Below are 24,686 nucleotides of genomic sequence, written 5' to 3'. Positions count from 1 at the left end.
CATCACTCCCCGATGAAGTGCATGACGTGCTTGACGCGGGTGTAGTCGTGCAGCCCGAAGACCGACAGATCCTTGCCGTAGCCGGAGTGCTTGAAGCCGCCGTGCGGCATCTCCGAGACGAACGCGATGTGCGTGTTGACCCAGACCACGCCGAAATCGAGGCGGTTGGACACCCGCATGGCCCGCCCGTGGTCGGACGTCCACACCGAACTTGCAAGGCCGTACCGGACGCCGTTGGCCTTGGCGAGGGCGTCGGCCTCGTCGGTGAAGGTCTGGACGGTGATGACCGGGCCGAAGATCTCGTTCTGGATCATCTCGTCGTCCTGGAGCAGGCCGTCCACGACGGTGGGGGCGAAGAAGTAGCCGGCCTCGCCGACCCGCTCGCCGCCCGCGACGACCTCGGCGTGCGCGGGGACCCGGCTGATGAAGCCCGTCACCCGGTCGAGCTGGCCCGCGTTGTTGAGCGGGCCGTACAGGGCGTCCTCGTCGGTGAGGTCGCCGGTGCGGGTGGCCGCCGCGGCGGCGGCCAGCGCGGCCGTGAACTCCTCGTGGACGCTCTCCTGCACCAGCACCCGGCAGGCGGCCGTGCAGTCCTGGCCCGCGTTGTAGAAGCCGGCCTCGGCGATGGCGGCGGCGGTGGCCTTGATGTCCTTGACGTCGTCGAACACGATCACCGGGGCCTTGCCGCCCAGCTCCAGGTGGACCCGCTTGACGTCGTCGGCGGCGGTCTTGGCCACCTGCACGCCCGCGCCCACCGACCCGGTGATGGCGACCATCTGCGCGGCCGGGTGCCCGACCACCAGCGCGCCGGTCTCCCGGTCGCCCGCGACCACGTTGAACACGCCGGGTGGCAGGATCTCACCGCAGATCTCGGCCAGCTTCAGCGTGGCGGCCGGGGTGGTGTCGGACGGCTTGAGCACGATCGTGTTGCCCCCGGCCAGCGCGGGCGCGATCTTCCAGACCGCCATCATCAGCGGGTAGTTCCAGGGCGTCACCTGGCCGACCACGCCGATCGGCTCGTGCCGGACGATCGAGGTGTGCCCCGCCAGGAACTCGCCGGAGGTCGGGCCCGCGAGGGTCCGCGCCGCCCCGGCGAAGAAGCGGAAGTGGTCGGCGGACGGCGGGATCTCGTCCTCGGCCATCCGGGCGCGCGGCTTGCCGGTGTTGCGGCACTCGGCCTCCACCAGCTCATCGGCCCTGGCCTCGATCGCGTCGGCGATCCGCAGCAGCAGCGCGGCCCGCTCGGCGGGGGTGGTCCGGCCCCAGGTCTCGAACGCCGCGACGGCCGCCGCGTAGGCGGCGCCCACGTCGGCGGGACCGGAGATCGGCGCCTTGAGGTAGACCTCGCCGGTGCAGGGGTCGATGACGTCGGAGTACCGGCCGCTCGCGGCCTCGACGAACACGCCGTCGATGAAGTTGTGCAGTGGCTGCGGGCCGGTGGCCATCGGGCCGACCTCCTCTGATCTGCGGTTTTGCCGGAATGCTGTCCCATCAAAGGGTACTCGACGCGGGATTTCGTGGCGAAAACCGGCAATCGCCACGGATTCGCTTGACACGCCCGGCGTAACTGACAGCATGGCGCAGCAGGGGCGCGACTCTGCGCGCACCCGCACGACCCGCAGGAAGGGAGCAGGCTCCGTATGACGACGCCGCCCAAGGCCATCGTCCTCGACGACATCGCCAAGCGGATCATCGAGGAGCTGCAGCGGGACGGCCGCAAGCCGTACGCGGCGATCGGCAAGGCGGTCGGCCTGTCGGAGGCCGCGGTACGCCAGCGCGTGCAGCGCCTCCTGGACGCGGGCGTGATGCAGATCGTCGCCGTCACCGACCCGTTCACCCTCGGCTTCCCGCGTCGCGCCATGATCGGCGTCAACTGCGAGGGCGACCTGACCGCCGTGGCCGACGAGCTGGCGGCCATCGAGGAGATCAACTACGTGGTGCTCACCGCGGGGTCGCTGGACCTGATGGCCGAGGTGGTCTGCGGCAGCGACCAGCACCTGCTGGACATCCTCGGCAAGATCAGGGCGATCTCCGAGGTACGCGCCACCGAGACCTTCGTCTACCTCAAGCTGCACAAGCAGACCTACTCCTGGGGCACGCACTGAGGAGTATCACCCGCGCGCCGCGGGGAACAGTCATGAGGTGACCAGCGACGGCGGCGAGACACCAGCCCCCCGGAAGGCCCAGCCCGCCCGGCCGCCCAAGGCCCCGGACGAGCCTGCCCCGGACGAGCGCGGCGACGGCGGTGGCCTGCGCAGGGCCGGGGCGGCGGCCTGGCACCTGGTCGGCCTGGGCCTGCTGGCCTGGGCGGCCCTCTACGTCGTCGGGCTGATCCGCACGGTCGTGCTGGCCGTGATCGTCGCGGTGTTCATCACCGCGCTGCTCTACCCGGCCGCGCACCGGCTGCGCAGGCACGGCATGAACCGCGCGGTGTCCACCACGGTGGTGTGGGTGGGCGGCCTGGTGCTGTTCGCCGCGCTGGTCGCGCTGCTCGTGCCGCCCACCGCCGACGGTGTCACCGAGCTGGGTTCGAGCTTCGGCAAGGTCATCGACGACCTGCACCGCACGGCGGGCTCGCTCGGCCTGGACGACGCGCGCCTGAAGCAGCTGACCACCGAGGCGCAGCAGTACCTCAACGAGCAGTGGTCCAGGATCGCCACCGGGGCCATCGCCGGGGCGCGCACCCTCGGCGAGATCGTCGTCGGCCTGGTCCTGGCGATGATCCTGTCGATCTACTTCGTGCACGGCGGCGACCGGCTGTTCCGCTGGCTGGTGGACCTGTGCCCGGCGGGCATGCGGTCCCGGGTGCGCGACACCGGCGACACGACGTTCGACGTGATCGGCCGCTATGTGCGGGGCATCGCGATCGTGGGCGCGGTGGACGCGTTCTTCATCGGCCTGGCGCTGTGGATCCTCGGCGTGCCGATCGCGCTGCCGCTGGCCGTGCTGACCTTCGTGGGCGCGTTCCTGCCGATCGTCGGGGCGTTCGCGGCGGGGCTGCTGGCCGCCGTGGTGGCGTTCGTGGCCAAGGGCTGGCTGGTGGCGCTCATCGTGGTGGCCGTGACCGTGCTGGTCCAGCAGGTCGAGGGGCACGTGCTGGCCCCGCAGATCTACGGCCGCGCCCTCGACCTGCCCGGCGCGATCATCCTGGTCGCCATCGCGGTCGGCAGCGTCATCGCCGGGATCGCCGGGGCGTTCCTGGCCGCCCCGGTGACCGCGGTCCTCGTCACGCTGGTGCGCAGGCGGGACGCCCGGCCCGGGCCGGAGCCCGCGCCGGGCTGATCTCCGCCGGTCAAGACTGTGCGATCAAGACTGGGCGGGGATCACCGCGCCGTCGCCGAAGGTGTCCTTGATGTACTTCGCGACCTCCGGCCCGGCGAGCAGTCCGGCGAGCTTCTTGAGGTTCGCGTCGTCCTTCTGGTCGGTGCGGACGACCAGGCCGTTGGCGTACGGGTTGCCCTCGGCCTTCTCCAGCGCGAGGCCGTCACCGGCGGGCTTGAGCCCGGCCTCCAGGGCGTAGTTGCCGTTGATGACCGCGGCGTCCACGTCCTGGAGCGAGCGCGGAAGCTGGGCCGCCTCCAGCGGCTTGAACGCGATCTTCTTGGGGTTGTCCGCCACGTCGCGCTCGGTGGCCGCGGTGCCCGCGCCCTCCTTGAGCTTGATCAGCCCGTTGTCCTGGAGCAGCTTGAGCGCGCGGCCCAGGTTGGTGGCGTCGTTGGGGACGGCCACGCTCGCGCCCGCGGGCAGCGCGGCGAGCGACTTCACGCCGCGGGAGTACAGGCCCAGCGGCTCCAGGTGCACCGGCTGCAGGAACGTCAGCGCCGCGCCGCCCTTGGAGGCGACGAAGTCGTCCAGGTAGGGCTTGTGCTGGAAGAAGTTGGCGTCCAGCTTGCCCTCCTGCAACTGGGTGTTGGGCTGGACGTAGTCGGTGAACTCCACGATCTCCAGCTTGAGCCCCGCGCCCGCGGCCAGCTTGTCGCGCACGAACGTGAGGATCTGCGCGTGCGGGGTGGGACTGGCCCCGATCTTGATCGTGCCGTCGGCCGCCGGAGCCGCGGGCTCCCCCGATCCGCCCCCGCACGCGGCGAGCACCAGTGTCAGTACCGCGGCCGCCGCGCCCCCGAGAAACCTACGCACGCCTGTTACTCCTTTGCCGATCCGCCGGTGGCCGGGCCTTTCCCGGCCGCCGGTCATTTCCTGTCGAGCCTGCGGGCGACGAGGTCGCCCAGGCTCTGGACGAGTTGCACGATCACGATGAGCACCACCACCGTGATGATCATGACGGCGGTGTCGAACCGCTGGTAGCCGTACCGCACCGCCAGGTCGCCGAGTCCGCCGCCGCCGATCGCGCCGGCCATCGCCGAGTAGCCGATCAGCGCCACGACGGTCACGGTCAGCCCGGCGACCAGGCCGGGCAGCGACTCCGGCAGGAGCACCTTGCCCACGATGGCGAGCCGCCGCGCGCCCATCGCCTGGGCGGCCTCGACGACCTCGCGGTCCACGCCGCGCAGCGCGGTCTCCACCAGCCGGGCGAAGAACGGCACCGCGCCCAGCGTGAGCGGGACGACCGCGGCGGCGGTGCCGATCGTGGTGCCGGTGACCAATCGGGTGAACGGGATGATCGCGACCATCAGCACGATGAACGGCAGCGACCTGCCGATGTTCACCACCGCGCCGAGCACCGCCTTGAAGCCCGGCGCCGGGGCCAGCCCGCCCCGGTCGGCGGTGACCAGCAGCACGCCGAGCGGCAGCCCGAACACGGCGGTGAGCAGCGTGGCCAGGGCCACCATCTGCAGGGTCTCGCCGGTGGCCTGCATCAGGATGGGAAGCAGCTCTTCGAAGTTCACGCGACCTCCACGAGCAGGCCGAGGCCGGTGAGGTAGCCGAGCGCGTCGGCCGCGCCCTTGCCCTCGATGCGCACCCGCAGGCGGCCGACCGGCGCGCCGCGCAGTTCCTCAAGGGAGCCGCCGAGCACGTTGACGTCCACGTCGAACTTCCGCACCAGCGATGACATGACCGGCTCGTCCGCCTGCCCGGCGAACGTCACGGTCACCGTGCCGGGCGGGGCCGGCTCGGGCAGCGGGAAGATCTCCCTGGTGAGCGCCGCGCCGGGGGTGGCGATCAGGTCGGTGATCCGGCCCGCCTCCTCGATCCGGCCGTCGCGCATGATCGCGACCGAGTCGCAGATGCTCTTGACCACCTGCATCTCGTGCGTGATGAGCAGGATGGTGAGGCCCAGCTCGGTGTTCAGCCTGCGCAGCAGAGCGAGGATCGACTGGGTGGTGGCCGGGTCGAGCGCGCTGGTGGCCTCGTCCGACAGGAGCACGCGGGGTCCGGCGGCCAGGGCTCGGGCGATGCCGACGCGCTGCTTCTGGCCTCCGGACAGCTGAGCCGGTACGGCGGCGGCCTTGTCGGCCAGCCCGACCAGTTCGAGCAGCTCGCGCACCCGGGCCGCGCGCTGGTCGCGCGGCGTCCCGGCGATCTCCAGCGGGAAGGCCACGTTGCCCGCGACCGTGCGGGAGGACAGCAGCGCGAAGTGCTGGTGGATCATCCCGATCCGCTGCCTGGCCGCGCGCAGCTCGCCGCGCCGCAGGCCCGACAGCTCGCGGCCGTCCACGGTGACGGTGCCCGAGGTGGGCCGCTCAAGCAGGTTGACGCAGCGCAGCAGGGTGCTCTTGCCCGCGCCGCTGCGGCCGAGCACCCCGAAGATCTCGCCTTCGCGCACGTCCAGATCGACGCCGTCGAGGGCGACGACGCCGTTGGCGTACACCTTGCGCAGGTGGCGGAGCTCGATCACGGGACCTCATCTGGGGGGATTTCCGGAACTTGTGGCTGAACCAGTCGCAGCACTTGAGCATTCCCGATCGGCATTGTGAGATATGCCACTGGTGATCTGTTGAGGTAGGTTTCCGCGAGCAGATGTCCGTCTGCCCGGGCTCTCCGGGTGACGCCGCATCAGGGAGGGCCGGTGGGCAAGGCGCGGTTACGGGTGTTCGCCGATGTCGGGCCGCTGCGCGTCAAGCCGTACCGGCGGCTGCTGGCCGCCTCGGCCGTGACCGCCCTGGGCGGCCAGCTCACCGCGGTCGCCGTGCCGCTCCAGGTCTATGAGATCACGGGCTCGTCCGCCTACATCGGCCTGGCCGCGCTGCTCGCGCTCACGCCCATGGTGGCCGGCGCGCTGTGGGGCGGCGCGATCGCCGACGTGGTGGACCGGCGGCGGATGCTGCTGGTGACCAGCGGCGGGATCGCGCTGGTGTCGGTGCTGCTGTGCGCGCAGGCGTTCGCCGGCCTGCGCTCGGCCGTCCTGCTGATGGCGCTGATCGCCGTGCAGCAGGGCATGTACGGCGCGAACGCCGCGGTCAGCGGGGCCGTCGTCCCCCGCCTGGTCCCCGCCGAACTGCTGACCGCCGCCAACGCCCTGCAGTCCAGCGCCTTCCTCATCGGGGCGGTCGCGGGCCCGCTGGCGGCCGGTCTGCTGCTGTCGGTGACCGACATCGAGACCCTGTACCTGATCGACGCCGTCGCGCTGTGCGCCACCCTGTGGGCGGTCTGGCGGCTGCCGCCGCTGCCCCCGCTGGACGGCGGCGGAGCGCCGCGCCGCGCCGGACCGCGGCAGATCCTCGAAGGCTTCCGCTACCTGGTCGGCCGGCGCATCCTGCTGGTCGCCTACCTAGCCGACTTCATCGCGCTGTTCTTCGGCATGCCCTCGGCGCTCTTCCCGCAACTGGCCAGGGAGACCTTCGGCGACCCGCCGGGCGGCGGCACCGCGCTCGGCGTGCTCAACGCCTCCCTGGCCGCGGGCGCGCTGCTCACCGGCCTGCTGTCCGGGACGTTCACCCGCACCCGGCGGCACGGCGTCATGGTGACGGTCTCGGTGTGCGTGTGGGGCGCGGCCATCGCCGCCTTCGGCCTCACCAGGGAGCTGTGGGCGGCGTCGCTGACCCTGGCCGTCGCCGGGGCGGGCCTGGTCCTGCTCGGCGTCTTCCGCAAGACCATCCTGCAGGCGGCGGCCAAGGACGCCATGCGGGGCCGGTTGCAGGGCGCGGACATCGTGGTGGCGGCGGGCGGGCCGCGGCTGGCCGACTTCGCCCACGGTACGGCCGGCGCCGCCGCGGGCACCACCTGGACGATCACCGGCGGCGGCCTGCTGGCGGTGGTCGTCATGCTGCTCACGGCGGCGGCCTTCCCGGTGCTGTGGCGCTACCGCGCGGGCCGACCCGCGACAGAGGAGGTCACAGACCCACCGCGTCGGCCAGCAGATCCACCTGGGCCGGATCGGGATCGTTGCCCATGAAGATCAGCTCATCGCAGCCGATCCGGGCGAACTCGCCGACCGCCGCCGCGATGTCCTCCGCGCGGGTGTAGGCGATGGACACCCCGTACCGGGCGTACTCCTCGCCCGCGAACGCGTAGTAGGAGCCGATGGCCCGCTCCACCGCGTCGTGCGCGCCGGGGCCGAGGGCGTACATCACCGAGGCGATGACGGTGGGCGAACCGGGCCTGCCCGCCTCCTCCCACGCCGCGCGCAGGCGCGGGGTGAAGCCCTGGACGTCCTCGACGGTGGCGTCACCGGCGATCCAGCCGGTGCCGTGCGTGGTGATCCGGCGCAGCGCCGCCGCCGAGCCGCCGCCGAACAACAGCGCGGGGCCGCCGGCGGTGGCGGGCGGCGGGCCGACCGGGTCATCGCCCGAGGCCACGGCGGCCAGCCGGTCCAGCAGCCGGTCGAACTCCCGCCCCCTGGTCCCGTAGTCCACCTCGCCGTGGGTGAAGTCGTCCTCGCGCATGCCAGGAGCCAGCCCGAGGCGCACCCGGCCCGGCCCGGCGAGCTGGTCGAGCGTGGTGACCGCCTTGGCGAACAGCGCGTGGCCGGCCCGCAGCGGCCCGAGCAGCACGCTGGTGAGCAGCCGGATGCGGGAGGTCGCGCCCGCCGCCGCGGCCAGCGCGACCAGTGGTTCCGGCGTGTTCCACACCAGCCGGTCGCTGACGCTGAGCGTCGAGAAGCCGCGCGCCTCCGCGCGCCGCGCCCACTCGACCAGGGTCCTGCCGTCGGTCCAGGGAGCGTGGCCGGGCAGGCCGATCCCGATGTCCATGGTCGCCGCCGATCTGTAGAGGTGACATCCCGGCTGCCCATGCTGCAACCTCAAGCGCGCTTGAGGGCAACCCCGCGACCTGCGGCCGGACCTACAGCCGGGCGACCGCCCGGATCGGAGCGCCGTCGCCGCCCGCGATGCGGATCGGCAGCAGGGAGACCTCGATCGGGCGCACCGGGCGGGCGTCCAGCAGGACGTCGAGGTTGCGCAGGTTCTCCGCGATCACCGCGTGCGCCCCGCACAGCACCCGGTGCGCGGGCAGCGGGTCGGAGCAGTCGGTGTCGGGCACCGGCGTGGGATCGACGCTGAGGGCGTCGATGGCGACCGTGCGGACGCCCGAGTCGATGATGAGCGCGGCGGCGTCCGGGGTGAGGTAGGGGTGGGCCAGGTAGTGCCCGGTGCCCCAGTGGGCCGCCCAGCCGGTGGCGATGAGCAGGATGAGGCCGGGACGCAGCGCGGGGGCCAGCGCGTCGGGGCCGATCGGCGTGCGCGGCGGCAGGCCGCGTACGTCGGCGATGGTGGCCCGGCCCACGAACCGGTCCAGCGGCAGCATGTCGAGATCGGGCAGCGCGTCGTCGATGTGGTAAGGCGCGTCGACGTGGGTGCCGGACTGCGAGCCGAGATGCAGCCCGAGCACGTTGACGCCCTCCTCCCCCACGGTGAGCGCCGGGGAGACCGTGACCTCCGGGTCGCCCGGATAGACCGGCATGCCGGAATGGATCGGCACCGAGAGATCAACGATCATACGGTCGTCCTCACACGGGGGCGGGCTGCTCCGCTGTCGCGGTTCCGGGCCCGATGATAGGCGGTACGGGGGTGTCCGCGGCGCGTACGAAACGCGGACCCGCGGGGCCGTACACCGCGCGCGGCTCCGGGAAGACGGTGAGCAGCAGCAGATAGATCACCGCGGCGGCGCCGAGGCCGAGCGGCAGCGAGATGTCCACACCCCCGGCGAGGCCGCCGAGCGGCCCGACGAACTGGCCGGGGATGTTGGTGAAGGCGATGGCCAGCGCGGCGGAGATCGTCCAGGCGGCCATCCCGCGCCAGTTCCAGCCGTGGGTGAACCAGTAGCGCCCGCCGCGCTGACGCCGGTTGAAGACCTGCAGCGCCTCGGGGTCGTACCAGCCCCTGCGGGTCAGGTAGCCGGTCATCATGATGACCATCCAGGGCGCGGTGCAGGTGATGATCAGCGTCGCGAACGTCGAGATGCTCTGGGTGAGGTTCAGGGCGAAGCGGCCGAGGAAGATGAAGACGATGGACAGCGCCCCGATCAGCACGGTCGCCTGGACCCTGCTGAAGCGCGGGAAGACGCTGGAGAAGTCCAGGCCGGTGCCGTACAGCGAGGTGGTGCCGGTGGACATGCCGCCGATCAGCGCGATCAGGCAGACCGGCAGGAAGTACCAGCCGGGCGAGACGGCCAGCAGGCCGCCGACGTAGTTGGGCGCGGCCGGGTCCATGTACGGCGCGGCTTCGACCGCGATGACCGACGCCGTGGCCAGGCCGAACCCGAACGGCAGGATCGTCGCCGCCTGCGCCAGGAAGGCCGCGCCCATGACCCGGCGGCGCGGCGTGTCCGCCGGGATGTACCTGGACCAGTCACCCAGGAACGCCCCGAACGACACCGGGTTGGACAGCACGATCAAGGCCGCCCCGATGAAGGACGGCCAGAACAGCGGATCGCCCGTCGAGGCGAACGCGCCCGGATAAGCCGCGTCGAAGTCGCCCGCGAAGGCGAACACGCCGAGCACGAACAGCAGCGAGGCCCCGGCCACCGCGATCTTGTTGACGAACAGCATGAAGCGGAAGCCGTAGATGCACACGGTCAGCACCAGCCCCGCGAAGATCGCGTACGCGATGCCGTACGCCGGACCGGTCTCCGGCAGCCCGGCGAGCCGGGCGGCCCCGCCGACCAGGGCGTCACCGGAGGACCACACCGAGATCGAGAAGAACGCGATCGCGGTGAGCAGCGACAGGAACGAGCCGACGACCCGGCCGTGGACGCCCAGGTGCGCCGAGGAGGACACCGCGTTGTTGGTGCCGTTGAGCGGGCCGAACACGGCCAGCGGCGCGAGGATCAGCGCCCCGGTGACCAGGCCGAGCACGGTGGCCGCGAGCCCCTGCCAGAACGACAGCCCGAACAGGATGGGAAAGGCGCCGAGCACGCAGGTGGCGAAGGTGTTGGCGCCGCCGAAGGAGACCCGGAAGAGGTCGAACGGGCGAGCCGTGCGGTCCGCGTCGGGGATGCGTTCGACCCCGAATGTCTCGATCTCCGTTATGGGCGGCGGCGCTGTCGTCATGGTCATTCCCGGGAGGCGAGGAGACTGATCAGATCGTAGGCGACGTGCGAGGCGGCGATCGAGGTGATCTCCGCGTGGTCGTAGGCGGGAGCGACCTCCACCACATCCGCGCCGATCAGCCGGCATCCGGCCAGCCCGCGCAGGATCTCCAGAAGCTCCCTGCTGGTCATCCCACCGGCCTCGGGGGTGCCGGTGCCGGGGGCGTGGGCCGGGTCGAGGACGTCGATGTCCACCGACACGTAGAGCGGGCGGTCGCCGATCCGCCGGCGCAGCGCGTCGACCGTCTCGTCGATTCCGCGCCGCATCACGTCGGCGCTGGTGACCACGCCGAAACCGAGGCGCTTGTCATCGTCGAGGTCGCTCTTGCCGTACAGCGGGCCGCGGGTGCCCACGTGGCCGAGCGCCTCGGTGTCGAGAATACCCTCCTCGACCGCGCGGCGGAATGGAGTGCCGTGGGTGTACTCGGCGCCGAAGTAGGTGTCCCAGGTGTCCAGGTGGGCGTCGAAGTGGAGCAGCGCCAGCGGGCCGTGCCGCCGGGCGGCGGCGCGCAGCAGCGGCAGCGCGATCGTGTGGTCCCCGCCCACCGCGACCAGGGCGGTGCCGTCGGCGGTCAGCGCGTCGGCGGCCTCTTCGATGGTCTCCACGGCCTGGTCGATGTCGTAGGGATTGCAGGCGATGTCCCCGGCGTCGGCGACCTGCCGCGCGCTGAACGGCGAGATGTCCAGCCCGGGGTGGTAGGGCCGGAGCAACCGGCTCGCCTCGCGCACCGCCGCCGGTCCGAACCGCGCCCCCGGCCGGTAGGAGACGCCGGTGTCGAACGGCACTCCCACGACCGCGATGTCGGTGCGGCCCACCTCGTCCAGGCGGGGCAGCCGGGCGAACGTCGCCGGCCCGGCGAAACGCGGTACTCGCGAGGAGTCGACTGGCCCTCGAGGCACGGTCATCGGGAGGTGTTCCTTCCGCTCGGGATGGGGTCGTACGGGCTGCCGTCACGGACAGGTGACCATGCGGTCGCGCCACAACCGGCGGGAAAGGCGCGACCACATGCCCACTCGGGGAAATCGGGGGGCCGTGCGGCTCGACCTGCAGAGGGACCAGCTCGCCGCCGCACCTGTCTGTCAGTTTCGGCAACGCTGACGGGGCGGGGCAACTGGTGTGCGCCCAAAGAGTTACGGTGGGTCTTGTGGCGGATCACAAGCCCGAGCGGGGCGGGCTGACCGTTGAGGAGCTGGTCCGGTTCCCGCAGTTGCGGCTGCGCGTGCTGGCCGGGGAGTCCGGGTTGTCCAGGTCGGTGTCCTGGGCGCATGTCAGCGAGCTTGCGGACCCCACGCCCTGGCTGCTGGGCGCCGAGCTGATCATGACGACCGGGATGGCGATCCCCCAGCAGGCCGCCGCTCAGGGCGCCTACCTGCGGCGGCTCGACGACGCGGGGGTCTCCGCGCTCGCCCTTTCCGAGCAGTTGCACGTCCCGCCGCTGCACCAGGAGTTCTTCGCGACCGCCGAGGCACGCGGGATGCCGGTGCTGGAGGTACCGCTGGCGGTGCCGTTCATCGCGATCGCGCAGGAGGTGGCCGCCGCCGTACAGGAGGACCCGCGCCAGCGCCTCGGCGCGCAGCTCCAGGTCTTCGGCGCGCTGCGCTGGATGGCCTCCGAAGACCTCGACACGGCCACGCTGTTCCGCCGGCTGGAACGGCTGTCGGGCTACCAGGTCTACCTCTGCACCCCGCAGGGCCGCCCGCTGCTGCCCGGCGTGCCCGTGCCGCCCGATCCGGCGGTGCTGCCCGCCTCACCGGACGCGCCGCCGACCATCCCGGGCGGGTTCGCGCTGCCGGTGCCCGCGCCGGGCGGGCCCGCCGGGTTCCTGGTCGCGTTCGAGCGCGAGGGCGCGCGCCCGGCCGGGCTGGCGGTGGTCCAGCACATCGCGACCGTCGCCGCGCTGCGCCTCGCGATGGCCCGCCACGAGCACGAGGCGCAGCGCCGCGAGGGCGCGGAGACCCTGGCCGAGATGCTCCAGGACGTCCTGGACCCCTCGGCCGTACGGCGGCGCCTGCGCCGGCTCGGCCTGCCCGCCGACCCCGACGACGAGCGGGGGATGCTGCTGTTGCTGGTGGTGCGCCAGGCCCGCGACGACACCCTGGACCGGGCGCTGGCCGAGCACCCGCGCCTGATCCTGCGCCGCCGCGACGACCTGTACGTGCTGGCCGCCGACTCCCCCGCGGTGCGCGAGGCGCTGAGCGGGCTGCCGGGGGCCGCGACCGGGGCGAGCCGGCCGTTCCCGCCGGGCGCCTCGCTCAAGGTGCCACAGCGCGAGGCGGCCTGGGCGGCGGCGCGGGCCACCGAGTCCGGGCAGGGCTTCGTGCCCTACGGCGACGACACGGCCGGGCGCTGGCTGCCCGACGACCCGGCGGTGCTGGGCGGGCTGGTCGATCACGTGCTCGGCGAGGTGCTGCGGTACGACGCGGGCCACGACACCCGGCTGCTGGACTCGGTGCGCACCTGGATGGAACGCGACCGCAGGCTCGACGACGCCGCCAAGGCGCTGCACGTCCACCACAACACGCTGTCCTACCGGCTGCGCAGGTTCGCCGAGCTGACCGGGCGCGATCTCACGGCGAGCGCCGACTTCGCGGAGGTGTGGCTGGCGATCAGGGCGGCGCGGCAGATCGGCGTGATCGACTGACGATGACCTAGACCGTTTTGTCCGGGTAGATATTGATCTATCGGATACTCTGTGAGGTCTATGCGCCTCTCTACGGTCTCATTCCGGTACACCCGGCGCGGGCCCTGGATTCTTCGCGATGTGGACCTGGACGTCCAGCCCGGTGAGGTGCTGGAGGTGACGGGGCGCAACGGCGCGGGCAAGTCCACGTTCCTGCGGCTGCTGGCCGGGGCGCTGCGGCCCACCGGGGGCTCGATCACCGGCCGTCCGGCGCGGGTCGGCTACGCGCCGGAGACCTTCCCCGCCGGCCAGCCGTTCACGGCGGCGGCCTACCTGGCCGCGATGGCGCGCGTACGCCGGGTCGCCGGGCAGGGCGACTGGGCCGACCGGCTCGGCCTCACCCCGCTGCTGGACCGGCCGCTCGACGAGCTGTCCAAGGGCAGCGCGCACAAGGTCGGGCTGGTCCAGGCGCTGCTCGGCCCGCCGGAGGACCGGCTGCTGATCCTCGACGAGCCGTTCGCCGGGCTGGACGAGCGGGCGAGAGGCGAGCTGGCGGTGATCGTCGCCGAGGTCGCGGCGGCCGGGGGCATCGTGGTGGTCAGCGACCACCAGGGCGACCTGCGCGAGGTGACCGCCCGCCGTACGCTCACCGTGGCCGACACGACGGTCACCGTGGTCGCGGCGGGCCCGGCGGACGAACCGCTCACGGTGGTGGAGGTGGTCGCCGCGGCCACGGCCGCCGCCGAACTCGCGGCCCGGCTGCGCGCCGACGGCCACCAGGTCCGCGTGCGGCCCGCGGCCGTGACCACGCCCGAGGCGGCCGGAAGCAAGGAGGGCCCGCGGGTATGACCGTTGCGCTGATCCGGTTCAAGCTGGCCGCGTACGCGCGCTCGCACCGGCTGCTGCAGCCCCTCTTCGTCCTCATGCTGATGCTGACGATCTTCTACGCGGTACGCGCGTCGCCCGACGCGGCGGCCGTCAGCTACGCCAATTCCGCCGGGCTGCTGATCGTGGTGTTCGCCTGGGCCACCCGCGGGCTGCTGGACACCGAACCGGACGCGCAGCGGGTCGTCTCGATGGCCGCGGCGGGCGGTCCCCGGTGGGAGATCGCCGCCGGGCTCGGCGCGTGCGCCGCGGTGAACGCCTGCATGGCCGCGGTCGCGGTGATCGTGCCGCTGCTGATCGGCTTCCACGGCTTCCCGCCCGCCGTGATGATCGCGCAGGGCGTGCTGCTGCACCTGCTCGCGGTCGCCGTCGGCACCGCGCTCGGCGCGCTGACCAGCCGGCCGATCACGCCCTCGCCCGCCGTGTCGATGCTGGCGCTGTTCGGCGGGTTCGCCGCCCTGCTGCTGGTCAGCTACACCCCGGTGGGGGCCGTGCTCATACCGATCATGCGGTGGATGCGCGCCGCCAACGACGGCACGCTCGGCGCGGACCTGCCGTTGCTCGCGCTGCCCACGCTGCTGTGGTCGGCCGCCGGGCTGGTCGCGTACGCGCTGCTGCGCCGCACCCGGCCCTAGCGGACGACTATTCGGCGGGGGTCGCGGCGGCGAGCTGGCCGCAGGCCCCGTCGATCTCCCGGCCCCGGGTGTCGCGCACGGTCACCGGCACGCCGTGCTCCTCCAGACGGCGGACGAACGCCCGCTCGTCCTGCGGGCGCGAGGCCGTCCACTTCGACCCCGGCGTGGGGTTGAGCGGGATCAGGTTGACGTGCACCAGCCGGTTCTTGATCAGCCTGCCCAGCAGGTCGGCCCGCCACTCCTGGTCGTTGACGTCCTTGATCAGCGCGTACTCGATGGAGACCCGCCGCTTGGTCACCCTGGCGTACTCCCAGGCCGCCTCCAGCACCTCGGCGACCTTCCAGCGGGTGTTGATCGGGACCAGCGTGTCGCGCAGCTCGTCGTCCGGGGCGTGCAGGGACAGCGCGAGCGTGAGCGGCAGCCCCTCGGCCGACAGCTTGGTGATGGCGGGCACCAGGCCCACCGTGGAGACCGTGATGTTGCGCGCCGAGATGCCCAGGCCGTGCGGGGCGGGGTCGGTCATCCGGCGTACCGCCCCCATCACCGCCTTGTAGTTGGCCATCGGCTCGCCCATGCCCATGAACACGATGTTGCTGACCCGGCCGGGACCGCCGGGGACCTCCCCCGCGGCCAGCGCCCGCGCCCCCGCCACGACCTGCTCGACGATCTCGGCGGTGGACATGTTGCGGGTCAGCCCCGCCTGGCCGGTGGCGCAGAACGGGCAGTTCATCCCGCAGCCCGCCTGCGAGGACACGCACATGGTGACCCGCTCGGGGTAGCGCATCAGCACCGACTCGACCATCGCGCCGTCGAACAGCCGCCACAGGGTCTTCCTGGTCATGCCGTCGTCGCAGGTGATCTCCCTGACCGAGGTGAGCAGCGTCGGCAGCAGCTCGGTGGCCAGCCGCTCGCGCGCGGCGGCGGGCAGGTCGGTCATCGTGGCGGGGTCGTGGGTCAGCCGCTCGAAGTAGTGCCGGGAGAGCTGGTCCGCGCGGAACGCCTTCTCGCCCAGCTCGGCCACCGCCGTACGCCGCTCGGCCATCGACAGATCGGCCAGATGGCGCGCGGGCTTGGCCCGGCGCGGGGCGACGAGGGTCAGCCGGGGGCGCTCCGCGGCCCCCGTGCCTTCCTGGCTCGCCGGGCTCGCTGGGCTCTCCGGGCTCCCTGTTGCGGATTCGTGCTGCTTCGACGATGTGGATGACGTGGACGACGTGGAGGGCACCGTCTGGACGCTCGCTTTCGACACTGAATTGTCCCGACTTTGTGCCGACATCCCGTGGCCCGGGGCCGGCGTTGATCTAAAGTGCGGTTGTATGGCGACATCCCGTCCGGCAGGCTCCGCGGGCGACCACGGCGAGAGCCGGCGCCGCGTCGTACCGGACGGCGCGGAGGTCCTGCTCACCGACGCCAACCCGTACGGCAGCCGCACGCTGGTGGTCGAGCGCGACGAGATCTCCTCAGTAGCTTACCTGTGCGCCCCGGGCGGCGAGGTCCACGGAGCCGTCTGGCTGGCCAACCACTTGCCCGCCCCCGCCGCCGTGGACGCCTCCCGGCTCGACGCGGGCCTGCCTCCGCTGATGCCCCGGGCCAACACCCGCCACCCGGCGGGGCGGCGGCCGCTCGGCGAGTTGTCGGTGCTGTGGTTCGAGGAGGGCGACGGGGCCGCGCTCTACGAGGACGGCGAGCTGCTGGCGGTGATCCCCGGCTGGGCCGACATGGCGCGCGGCATGCCGGGCTACTCGCGGGAGGCCCTTGGCGAGACCTCGTTCGCGTGGGCGCTGGAGGAGGCGATGGAGGGCCTCGCCCCGCGGGTCGCCAAGGCGGCCTCGTACTGGGAGTGGCGCAGGTCGGAGGGCGCGTGGCCGTCGTTCCAGCAGTTCGTGCTCGGGCACCTGGACGGACGGGCCGGTACGGCGGGGCGCTACTGGGACGCCAGCGGCGGGCGCCTGCCCACGGTCGGCATCAGCGAACGCCCTCCGGAGCACGGACGCGACCACACGATCCTGTCCACCGTGGGGATGAGCTGCCAGCGGATGCCCACCGTCGAGCAGTACATCGACCATCCGGAGACCTACGCCCGCATCGAGCTGGCCCTGGCCACCAGGGGCGACCCCAGGGAGGCGGCCAGGCTGTTCCTGTGGCTCGGGCAGTACCCGTGGCACTCGGTCACCTGGCTGGGCCACGGGCACACCGCCCGGTGGTACCACGAGCCGTCGACGTTCCCGCTGGGGCCGGGCTACGGCGGGGTGATGATGCGGGCCGATCCGCCGGGGCTGCCCGACCTGTCGGGATTCGCCTTCGGCGGCGAGGCCGTGCGCTGGCTCTGGCTGGCCCCGGTCACCGAGGCCGAGCTCCACGAGGACGTACGGCTGCCGCCGTCCCGGTTCATCGCGGGATGAACAGCTCCAGCAGCACCCAGGCCGGGATCAGCGTGACCACCAGCGAGTCGAGGCGGTCCATCATCCCGCCGTGGCCGGGCAGCAGCCTGCCGAGGTCCTTGAGCTGAAGATCACGCTTGATGACGGACTCGACCAGGTCGCCCGCCGTGGCGAACACGACGATCACCGCGCCGAGCAGCGCGCCCTGCCAGATCGCGCCGGACAGCAGCCACGACACCAGCCACGCGCCGACGAGCACACAGGCCAGCGCGGAGCCGGCGAAGCCCTCCCAGGTCTTCTTCGGGCTGATCTCGGGGGCCATCTTGTGCCGCCCGAACAGCACCCCGGCCGCGTAGCCGCCGATGTCGCTGGCGACCGTCACCGCGACGAAGATGACCACGCGGTGCGCGCCGTCCGGAGGTTCCAGCAGGAGGCCGACGAAACCGGCGAGGAAGGCCGGATAGGCGGCGATGAGGACGCTCGCGGAGGCGTCTCTGACGTAACCGTCACTGGCGTGCTCGGTGCCGGCGTTCTTGCGGATCATCCGCCAGGCGAGCAGCGCGAAGAGGGTCACCGCGAACGCGCCGACCAGGTACGCGGGGCCGCCCCAGTACGCGCCCGCCATCATCGCGGCCAGGCCCCCGAGCACCGGAACCAGCGGCACGTGGATCCCGCGTGTGGCGAACGCGCGTACCAGCTCGGTGACCCCGATGCCGACCGCCACGGCGGCGACGAGCAGGAACAACGCCTTGACCGTGTAGAGCGAGCCGATGACCAGGGCCGCGAGGACCAGCCCCACGCCGATCGCCGCGGGCAGGTTCCGCCCGCTCCGCCCGGTCACCCCGCCTTCACCGCCCTGGCGGGCCGGAGTGCCAGGCCCCTGAACGCCCGCCTCGGCACGGTCGCCGTGGGGCCGGTTCCGCGGTTCGCCGGCAACCGGCGACGGCCCTGTGGTCTCGGCACGGGCACCGGCGGGCGGATTCGCATCGCCGTGGTCGGCGGCGGCCCGGGTCGCGTTGCCGTGGTCGGCGGCGGGCCGGGTCGCCTTGTCGCCGTCGGTGGCGCCGGAGGTACTGGAGCCGTCGGCGGCAGATTCCACGCGCGTCTCACTCTCCTACGCACTTCTTCATGGCAGCACCCGGGCCGGTCCGGAACATCGGCGGCTCGCCGGTGTCCCGGCTCCCCCCATCCGGGCCGGTCCGGGCCAGGTCGTCCACGGCGGACCAGGACGTCCTGCCCCACCGGCCAGATGTCCGTATTGCAGCTTATTGTCCATCCACCAGCCTAGTGTCTGGACAATGCCGGATATCCCGGGACACCGCCCTTGGCTCCACCGGCCTGCGCAAGCACCTCAAGAGCCACCAACAACCCGAAAGCATCGTTTCGCCAGAATCGACGCCCAGGCCACTGGAGCCCCACCGACCGGTACGGGAAGCCGCCTCACCGCACCGGCCCGGTCGGGCTGTTCAGCAGGCCCGCCGCTCAGACTTCGAGCAGCTCGGATTCCTTGTGCTTGAGCAGCTCGTCGATCTGCGCGACGTGCTTCTGGGTGAGGTCGTCGAGCTCCTTCTCCGCACGCCGCACCTCGTCCTCCCCGGCCTCGCCGTCCTTGACGAGCTTGTCCAGGGCCTCCTTGGCGTGCCGGCGGATGTTGCGCACCGCGACCCGCGCCGACTCGGCCTTCGAGCGGGCGACCTTGATGTACTCCTTGCGCCGCTCCTCGGACAGCTCGGGGAAGACCACGCGAATGATCTGCCCGTCGTTGCCCGGGTTGACCCCGAGGTCACTGTCCCGGATCGCCTTCTCGATCGCGGTCATCGCACCCTTGTCGTAGGGCTGGATGATCACCATCCGCGCCTCCGGCACGTGGAACGACGCCAGCTGCTGGACCGGGGTCGGCGTGCCGTAGTAGTCGGCGTTGATCTTGTTGAACATCGACGGCGTGACCCGGCCGGTACGGATGCCCGCGAAGTCCTCCTTCGCGACGGTCACGGCCTTGTCCATCTTTTCCTCGGCTTCGAGGAGAGTTTCGTCGATCACAGCGGCTCCCTATTTCGCTGCCCACGAGGGGTGTCCGTCCCCGTCCGCGAAGGGCTGGCCTCCGCGGACCGCGAGCTTGACTTACCTTGCCGGACTCACCAGCGTGCCGATCTTCTCACCGCGGACCGCCCGGAGCACGTTGCCATCCCCCAGCAGGTCGAAGACCACGATGGGAAGCCCGTTGTCCATGCACAGGCTGATGGCGGTGGCGTCCATGACCCCGAGCCCTCTGGTGAGGACCTCCCCGTACTCCAGGTGGTCGAAGCGTACGGCATCGGGATTCTTCCGCGGGTCGGAGTCGTAGACGCCATCGACCTGCGTACCCTTCAGCAGCGCCTCGGCCCCGATCTCCAGCGCGCGCTGCGCGGCGCAGGTGTCGGTCGAGAAGAACGGCGAGCCCAGGCCCGCGCCGAAGATCACCACACGGCCCTTCTCCAGGTGGCGGATCGCCCTCCTGGGCAGGAACGGCTCGGCGACCTGCTGCATGGTGATGGCGGTCTGCACGCGGGTCTCGACCCCGCGCTTCTCCAGGAAGTCCTGCAGGGCGAGGCAGTTGATGACCGTGCCCAGCATGCCCATGTAGTCGGCACGGGCACGGTCCATCCCCTGCTGGGAGAGCGTGGCGCCGCGGAACATGTTGCCGCCGCCGACCACCACGGACACCTGTACGCCCTCGCGCACCACCTCGGCGATCGCGTCGGCCAGATGGCCGACCACCACCCCGTCGATGCCCAGTGGCTCCCGGCCGGCGAACGCCTCGCCGGAGAGCTTGAGCATCACTCGCTTCCAGCGCAATGGCCCCGAATGCGATGAAACCGCCGGCGTAGCGGGTTCGGGGTTCTCCTGCACGACGGCGGCCTCCTCGACTGGGCTGTTCGGGCTGCTAGTAAGACTAAGCCTGTCCTACCTTGTACCGGACGAAGCTCAGCACCTTCACGCCCGCCTCTTCGGCGATCTTGCCCACGCTCTTCTTGCCGTCCTTGACGAACACCTGCTGGAGCAGGGTGAAGTCGCGGTACCAGCCGTTGATCCGGCCGTCCACGATCTTGGGCAGCGCCGCCTCCGGCTTGCCCTCCTCGCGGGTCATCTGCTCGAAGACCGCGCGCTCCTTCTCGATGACGTCGGCCGGGACGCTCGCGGCGTCCAGGTACTTCGGCGCCATCGCGGCGGTGTGCTGCGCGATCTCCTTGGCGATCTCGGCGTTCTGCACGTCGAGCTGGACCAGCACGCCGAGGGTCGGCGGGAGCTGGGGGTCGGTCTTGTGCATGTAGCTGCCGATGTAGCCGCCTTCGAGCACGGCGAAGCGGCGGATCTCGATCTTCTCGCCGAGCGCGGCGTTGGTCTCGTCCAGGATCTCCTTGACCGACTTGCCGCCGATCTGGGAGTCGAGCAGGGCCGGTACGTCGGCCGGCTTGGCGTCGGCGATGTACTCGACGACGGTGGCCGCGACCTCCTGGAACCGCTCGGACTTGGCCACGAAGTCGGTCTCGCAGTTGAGCTCCAGCAGCGCGGCCAGCGAGTCGCCGACGTGCTTGACGGCGATCAGGCCGTTGGAGGCGGTACGCGCCTCGCGCTTGCCGACGTCCTTGGCGCCCTTGATGCGCAGCAGGTCGACGGCCTTGTCGAAGTCGCCGCCCGCCTCCTCCAGCGCCTTCTTACAGGCCATCATGCCCGCGGCGGTCGCCTCACGGAGCCGCTTGACGTCGGCCATGTTCACAGAAGCCATTGTCTTTCCCTCGTGGGAGTCGTCTGGGAGTCGTCGTGGGACCGGGTGGGCGAGCCCGGAGAGGCCCGCCCACCCGGGGAGATCCGTTGCCCGGTACGGCCCGCGTGCGGGCCGTACCGGAGGGCTCAGCCCTGCTGCTGCTCGGCCTCGCCGGACTCGGCCTGCGCGGCTTCGGCCTGCGGAGCCTCGGCCTCCGCGGCCTCAGCCTGCGGAGCCTCGGTCTCGGCCTCGGCGGCGGCGGGAGCCTCCGCGGGCGCCTCGGCCTGCGGGGCCGCCTCCGCGCTCTCGGCGGCGGCCGGGGCCTCGTCCTTGGCCGCCTCGCCCTCAGCGCGCTCCAGCAGCTCCCGCTCCCACTCGGCCAGCGGCTCGGCCTGGGCCTGACCGGCCGGCTTCTCGTCGCCGCGACCGGCGCCCGCGCGGGCCATGAGCCCGTCGGCGACGGCGTCGGCGATCACGCGGGTGAGCAGGCTCACCGAGCGGATGGCGTCGTCGTTGCCCGGGATCGGGTAGTCGACCTCGTCGGGGTCGCAGTTGGTGTCAAGGATCGCGACGACCGGGATGCCCAGCTTGCGCGCCTCGTTGACGCCGATGTGCTCCTTCTTGGTGTCGACGACCCACACCGCGCTCGGCACCCTGGCCATGTCCCTGATGCCGCCGAGCGTGCGCTCGAGCTTCTCCTTCTCGCGGCGGCGCATCAGGAGCTCCTTCTTGGTGAGGCCGGAGCCGGCCACATTGTCGAAGTCGAGCTCCTCCAGCTCCTTCAGGCGCTGGAGCCGCTTGTGCACGGTGGAGAAGTTGGTGAGCATGCCGCCCAGCCAGCGCTGGTTCACGTACGGCATGCCGACGCGCGTGGACTGCTCGGCGATGGCCTCCTGGGCCTGCTTCTTGGTGCCGACGAACAGAATGGTGCCGCCGTGCGCGACCGTCTCCTTGACGAAGTCGTACGCGCGGTCGATGAAGGACAGCGACTTCTGCAGGTCGATGATGTAGATGCCATTGCGCTCGGTGAAGATGAAGCGCTTCATCTTGGGGTTCCAGCGGCGGGTCTGGTGACCGAAGTGAACGCCGCTTTCGAGAAGCTGTCGCATGGTGACGACGGGAGCCATGGTGCCTCCTGGTCGGGGCGCCCATCACTGGGCGCGGTCTCGGTTACGCGATAGCCGTACGGCTACCGCCCTGGCGGCCCCGCGCCGTTCCAACCGGACTCACATCCGGACCGAGAGAACGGCGTCGCTGCTGGGCGCGCGTAGTCGGCCTGCGGGCACAGGCCACGCAAAGTGTACCTGACCACATCGCGTCAGCCGGTCTTACCGCCACACCCGCCCCCCGGACGCGCCGGGCAGACCGGATCGCTCAGTCGAGCCGTTGGTCGGGGTGCACGCCGTGGACCTCGGTCGGCAGGCCCTGGGCGCGTCGCTCCGCCCTGGGGAAGAGGTTGATCTGCGCCTCGGCGAGCCTGGCCCCCGTCGTCGTCTCGGACCTGGCCCTGACGCTCACCCGGTAGGGGGCGATCAGTTCCTCGATCCGCTTCGCCAGGCCCTTCAGCTCCTCGGCGTCCACCAGCAGGATCGAACGCACCCAGACGGCCGCGTCCCGCCACTCGGCGGCCTCCCTCTCCCGGTGCGCCAGCGCCCGCGTGACCTCGTCGTCGGCGTTGGCCCGGAAGGCCCTGATCAGCAGGTCCTTCGCCGCCCGCACCTCCGGCTCGTCCCCCGGTTCCGGGGTGACCGACATCCCCTGCTCGCGGGCCTGCCACACGCGTTCCCTGCCGTCGCCCCGCGGCGGCGCGTCCTCCACGAAGCCGTACTTCGCGAGCATCCGCAGGTGGTAGCTGGCCGCGCTGGGCGTCACCCCGACCACCTCGGCGACCTCGGTCGCCGTCGCCACGCCCTCGGTCTGCAGCCGGGTCAGGATGGCCAGGCGGGCCGGATGCGCGAGGGCGCGCATCGCCTTCGGATCGCTGAGTGCCATCGGCTGGTGCCCCGTCATGTGCAAACCGTACCCGCCCGTAGATCTGAAGCGTTGTCTTCGTAATCGTGAAGCATTATCTTCACAACTATGAAAGATATCTTTCACGACTCGCCGCACCCGGATCCGGCCGTCGTACCCGCGCCCGAGCCACCGCTCAGAAGGCAGCGCGACTACCGCCTCTACTGGACCGCTCGGACGATCTCGCTCAGCGGTTCGGAGGTCTCCCGCCTGGCCATCCCGCTCACCGCGGCGACCCTGCTCGGCAGTTCGTCCTTGGAGATGGGCGCGCTGACCGCCGCCTCGACGCTCCCGCATCTGCTGTTCGGGCTGGTCGCGGGCGTGGTCGCGGACCGGATGACCAGGCGCAGGCCGTTGATGATCGCCTGCGAGCTGGTGGCGGCGGTCATGGCCGCCACCGTGCCGCTGTTCTGGTACCTCGGCGTGCTGACGGTGCCCTACCTGCTCACGGTGGCCTTCGTGGTCGGCGCCTGCGCGGTCGTCTTCCGGTCGGCCGATTTCCCGTACCTGCTCGCCGTCGTACCGCCCTCACAGCGCACCGAGGCCATCGCCGGGGCGCAGGCCACACAGTCCGTCGCCTCGGTCGGCGGCCCCGGCCTGGGCGGTGTGCTGGTACAGGCGCTGAGCGCCCCGCTCGCCGTACTCGCGGAGGCCGTCGCCTTCCTGATCTCCGCGTCGCTGCTGCGCTCGATCCGTGCCACCGAGCGGCACACCCCCGCCGCCACCCAGGGCATGTGGCGCGACATCAAGTACGGCCTGCACCTGAGCCTCGCCAACCCGATCCTGCGCGCCCTCCTCGGCGCGGGCGCGACGCACAACTTCTTCGCCAGCGCCTACATCGCGATCTTCATGCTCTATGCCCTCAACGAGCTGGAACTGCCGTCCGGGATGATCGGCGGCCTCACCGCCTGCTTCGGGATCGGCGGCATCCTCGGCGCGATCATCGTCCCGCGCCTGGTCGGCCGGTACGGCGACGAGCGCGTACTGCTCGGCTCGGTACTGCTCTTCCCCAGCGACTACGTGGTCGTGGCCTTCACCGGCGGCTCCCTGCCGGTCAAGGCCGCGCTGCTCGGCTCGGCCTCCATCGTCGTGGGCATCGTCATCGTCACCTTCGCGACCTGCATGAACACGCTGATGGCGCGCGAGACGCCCACCGAGTACCTCGGCCGCGTCAAGGCCACCTCGGCCTTCGCCACCCAGGGCGTCCTCACCATAGGCGGCCTGATCGGCGGCGTGCTCGGCGAACTCTTCGGCCTGCGCCCGGTCATCTGGATCTGCGCCGCGGGCGGCCTCCTCGCCATCCCCTGCATCTGGCTCTCCCCCCTCCGCCACGCCCCGCGCCCTTGACGCCCCTTGATTCGGCCTACTTGTGGACAACGCCCCCTCGCCATCCACAGAACCGCGTTCACCCGCTCCTCGATCTTGCGCCGTCCTCCACCCTTGGGCAGATGAACCACACCACGCCCCGCCCGTCCTTCACCGCCGCCGCACGCTTCCTCCGGCGCGCGTTCACGCGAGCGGGCACCACCCTCATGGTGTTCGCCACCTGCCTCCCCGTCCCTCCGGCGAACGGAGACAGCACCCCCTCACCGCCGGCCTGGACATGGCCCGTGACAGGTCGGCCGCGGATCCTGCGGCACTTCGCGCCTCCCGCGCAGCCCTGGCTCGCCGGCCATCGGGGGGTCGATCTCCAGGCCGCTCCGGGCGACACGATCCGTTCCCCCGGACCGGGCACCGTGGGCTTCGCCGGGCCGGTGGGAGGGCGAGGGGTGGTCACCGTCCTGCACGAAGGCGGGCTGCGAAGCACGTACCTGCCCGTCCGGGCACGAATACGCCGCGGCCAGACGGTGGCCGCCGGCGACGCGCTCGGCGTCATCGAGGAGCCACCGATCGGCGGCCCTGCCCACTGCCCGGTCTCCTGCCTGCACTGGGGCCTGCGCGGCGGCACCGGCTATCTCGACCCGCTGCTGCTCCTGGGGCTCGCCCC

Annotated in this window: 23 protein-coding genes and 1 pseudogene; 9 read left to right on the top strand and 15 right to left on the bottom strand. The window is 71.9% G+C overall.

Going from position 1 to position 24,686, the window contains the following annotated elements; translation table 11 throughout:
• Positions 1–2: 2 nt before the first annotated feature.
• Positions 3–1,445: a gamma-aminobutyraldehyde dehydrogenase gene (locus DP939_RS36950; protein ID WP_113985473.1), complete on the bottom strand. Its 1,443-nt coding sequence runs from the start codon at positions 1,443–1,445 to the stop codon at positions 3–5.
• A 195-nt stretch (positions 1,446–1,640) separates the two neighbouring features.
• Between DP939_RS36950 and DP939_RS36945 the strand changes: the two genes are divergently transcribed.
• Entirely contained in the window at positions 1,641–2,105 is a 465-nt protein-coding gene (locus tag DP939_RS36945; RefSeq protein ID WP_113985472.1) for an Lrp/AsnC family transcriptional regulator, read from the top strand.
• Positions 2,106–2,142: 37 nt separating this feature from the next.
• On the top strand, positions 2,143–3,282 hold the full coding sequence (locus DP939_RS36940) for an AI-2E family transporter (RefSeq protein ID WP_225878723.1): 1,140 nt from the start codon (positions 2,143–2,145) through the stop codon (positions 3,280–3,282).
• Positions 3,283–3,306: 24 nt separating this feature from the next.
• Here the strand turns inward: DP939_RS36940 and DP939_RS36935 are convergent, their stop codons facing one another.
• Genes DP939_RS36935 through DP939_RS36925 form a run of 3 tightly spaced genes read right to left on the bottom strand, consistent with a single transcriptional unit; the run spans position 3,307 to position 5,797 of the window.
• Complete coding sequence (locus DP939_RS36935; RefSeq protein WP_225878722.1) at positions 3,307–4,137, bottom strand: MetQ/NlpA family ABC transporter substrate-binding protein; 831 nt, start codon at positions 4,135–4,137, stop codon at positions 3,307–3,309.
• A gap of 53 nt (positions 4,138–4,190) precedes the next feature.
• Positions 4,191–4,817 carry a methionine ABC transporter permease gene (locus DP939_RS36930; RefSeq protein WP_113985511.1) on the bottom strand — a complete coding sequence of 209 codons (627 nt, stop codon included), beginning with the start codon at positions 4,815–4,817 and terminating at the stop codon, positions 4,191–4,193.
• Positions 4,818–4,843: 26 nt separating this feature from the next.
• Complete coding sequence (locus tag DP939_RS36925) at positions 4,844–5,797, bottom strand: methionine ABC transporter ATP-binding protein (protein WP_113985470.1); 954 nt, start codon at positions 5,795–5,797, stop codon at positions 4,844–4,846.
• 171 nt (positions 5,798–5,968) lie between these two features.
• Between DP939_RS36925 and DP939_RS36920 the strand changes: the two genes are divergently transcribed.
• The gene (locus DP939_RS36920; RefSeq protein WP_199565660.1) at positions 5,969–7,294 is read left to right on the top strand and encodes an MFS transporter; all 1,326 of its coding nucleotides are present in this window, start codon (positions 5,969–5,971) and stop codon (positions 7,292–7,294) included.
• Here the strand turns inward: DP939_RS36920 and DP939_RS36915 are convergent.
• The 4 genes from DP939_RS36915 to speB form a co-directional block, all read right to left on the bottom strand.
• Positions 7,233–8,090 carry an LLM class flavin-dependent oxidoreductase gene (locus DP939_RS36915; protein WP_113985469.1) on the bottom strand — a complete coding sequence of 286 codons (858 nt, stop codon included), beginning with the start codon at positions 8,088–8,090 and terminating at the stop codon, positions 7,233–7,235. The genes DP939_RS36920 and DP939_RS36915 overlap by 62 nt on opposite strands.
• Positions 8,091–8,181: 91 nt before the next feature.
• Positions 8,182–8,835 carry a cyclase family protein gene (locus DP939_RS36910; protein WP_113985468.1) on the bottom strand — a complete coding sequence of 218 codons (654 nt, stop codon included), beginning with the start codon at positions 8,833–8,835 and terminating at the stop codon, positions 8,182–8,184.
• Between the two features lie 10 nt (positions 8,836–8,845).
• Positions 8,846–10,393 carry a purine-cytosine permease family protein gene (locus tag DP939_RS36905; protein WP_199565659.1) on the bottom strand — a complete coding sequence of 516 codons (1,548 nt, stop codon included), beginning with the start codon at positions 10,391–10,393 and terminating at the stop codon, positions 8,846–8,848.
• Positions 10,390–11,331 carry an agmatinase gene (gene speB / locus DP939_RS36900; protein ID WP_113985466.1) on the bottom strand — a complete coding sequence of 314 codons (942 nt, stop codon included), beginning with the start codon at positions 11,329–11,331 and terminating at the stop codon, positions 10,390–10,392. Before speB ends, DP939_RS36905 begins: the two co-directional genes overlap by 4 nt.
• A gap of 239 nt (positions 11,332–11,570) precedes the next feature.
• On the opposite strand from speB, the gene DP939_RS36895 reads away from it, so the two are divergent.
• From DP939_RS36895 to DP939_RS36885, 3 genes are all read left to right on the top strand, one after another.
• Positions 11,571–13,067 (top strand): PucR family transcriptional regulator, encoded by a 1,497-nt coding sequence (locus DP939_RS36895; RefSeq protein ID WP_225878721.1) that lies wholly within the window; start codon positions 11,571–11,573, stop codon positions 13,065–13,067.
• Positions 13,068–13,187: 120 nt separating this feature from the next.
• The gene (locus DP939_RS36890) at positions 13,188–13,895 is read left to right on the top strand and encodes an ABC transporter ATP-binding protein (protein WP_263972371.1); all 708 of its coding nucleotides are present in this window, start codon (positions 13,188–13,190) and stop codon (positions 13,893–13,895) included.
• Complete coding sequence (locus DP939_RS36885) at positions 13,892–14,566, top strand: hypothetical protein (RefSeq protein WP_113985463.1); 675 nt, start codon at positions 13,892–13,894, stop codon at positions 14,564–14,566. The genes DP939_RS36890 and DP939_RS36885 overlap by 4 nt, the downstream gene beginning before the upstream one ends.
• Positions 14,567–14,573: 7 nt before the next feature.
• Here DP939_RS36885 and rlmN read toward each other — a convergent pair whose 3' ends face one another.
• The gene (gene rlmN, locus DP939_RS36880; protein WP_225878728.1) at positions 14,574–15,665 is read right to left on the bottom strand and encodes a 23S rRNA (adenine(2503)-C(2))-methyltransferase RlmN; all 1,092 of its coding nucleotides are present in this window, start codon (positions 15,663–15,665) and stop codon (positions 14,574–14,576) included.
• A gap of 214 nt (positions 15,666–15,879) precedes the next feature.
• Between rlmN and DP939_RS36875 the strand changes: the two genes are divergently transcribed.
• Positions 15,880–16,965, top strand: coding sequence for a suppressor of fused domain protein (locus DP939_RS36875; RefSeq protein WP_113985461.1), 1,086 nt, complete (start codon positions 15,880–15,882; stop codon positions 16,963–16,965).
• Here DP939_RS36875 and DP939_RS36870 read toward each other — a convergent pair.
• The 6 genes from DP939_RS36870 to DP939_RS36845 form a co-directional block, all read right to left on the bottom strand.
• Positions 16,952–18,043, bottom strand: coding sequence for a phosphatidate cytidylyltransferase (locus DP939_RS36870; RefSeq protein WP_225878720.1), 1,092 nt, complete (start codon positions 18,041–18,043; stop codon positions 16,952–16,954). The genes DP939_RS36875 and DP939_RS36870 overlap by 14 nt on opposite strands.
• 383 nt (positions 18,044–18,426) lie before the next feature.
• Positions 18,427–18,984 carry a ribosome recycling factor gene (gene frr / locus DP939_RS36865; protein WP_113985460.1) on the bottom strand — a complete coding sequence of 186 codons (558 nt, stop codon included), beginning with the start codon at positions 18,982–18,984 and terminating at the stop codon, positions 18,427–18,429.
• 81 nt (positions 18,985–19,065) lie between these two features.
• On the bottom strand, positions 19,066–19,761 hold the full coding sequence (gene pyrH / locus DP939_RS36860) for a UMP kinase (RefSeq protein ID WP_225878719.1): 696 nt from the start codon (positions 19,759–19,761) through the stop codon (positions 19,066–19,068).
• A 115-nt stretch (positions 19,762–19,876) separates the two neighbouring features.
• Positions 19,877–20,710, bottom strand: a complete 834-nt coding sequence (tsf, locus tag DP939_RS36855; protein WP_113985459.1) for a translation elongation factor Ts — start codon at positions 20,708–20,710, stop codon at positions 19,877–19,879.
• A 125-nt stretch (positions 20,711–20,835) separates the two neighbouring features.
• A complete protein-coding gene (rpsB, locus tag DP939_RS36850; RefSeq protein WP_113985458.1) occupies positions 20,836–21,816 on the bottom strand; it encodes a 30S ribosomal protein S2 in 981 nt (326 codons plus the stop codon).
• A 247-nt stretch (positions 21,817–22,063) separates the two neighbouring features.
• Positions 22,064–22,699: an ArsR/SmtB family transcription factor gene (locus tag DP939_RS36845; protein ID WP_113985457.1), complete on the bottom strand. Its 636-nt coding sequence runs from the start codon at positions 22,697–22,699 to the stop codon at positions 22,064–22,066.
• A gap of 69 nt (positions 22,700–22,768) precedes the next feature.
• Here DP939_RS36845 and DP939_RS36840 point away from each other — a divergent pair, with 69 nt between their 5' ends.
• Both DP939_RS36840 and DP939_RS36835 read left to right on the top strand, forming a co-directional pair.
• Positions 22,769–24,046, top strand: coding sequence for an MFS transporter (locus DP939_RS36840; RefSeq protein WP_113985456.1), 1,278 nt, complete (start codon positions 22,769–22,771; stop codon positions 24,044–24,046).
• Between the two features lie 101 nt (positions 24,047–24,147).
• Positions 24,148–24,651: pseudogene (locus DP939_RS36835) on the top strand (murein hydrolase activator EnvC family protein); the annotation flags it as partial.
• Positions 24,652–24,686 lie beyond the last annotated feature (35 nt).

The sequence above is a fragment of the Spongiactinospora rosea genome, assembly GCF_003315795.1.
Lineage (GTDB): Bacteria > Actinomycetota > Actinomycetes > Streptosporangiales > Streptosporangiaceae > Spongiactinospora > Spongiactinospora rosea.
Note: the sequence above shows the minus strand (reverse complement) of the source record. Positions and strands in the feature narration are given on the sequence as shown.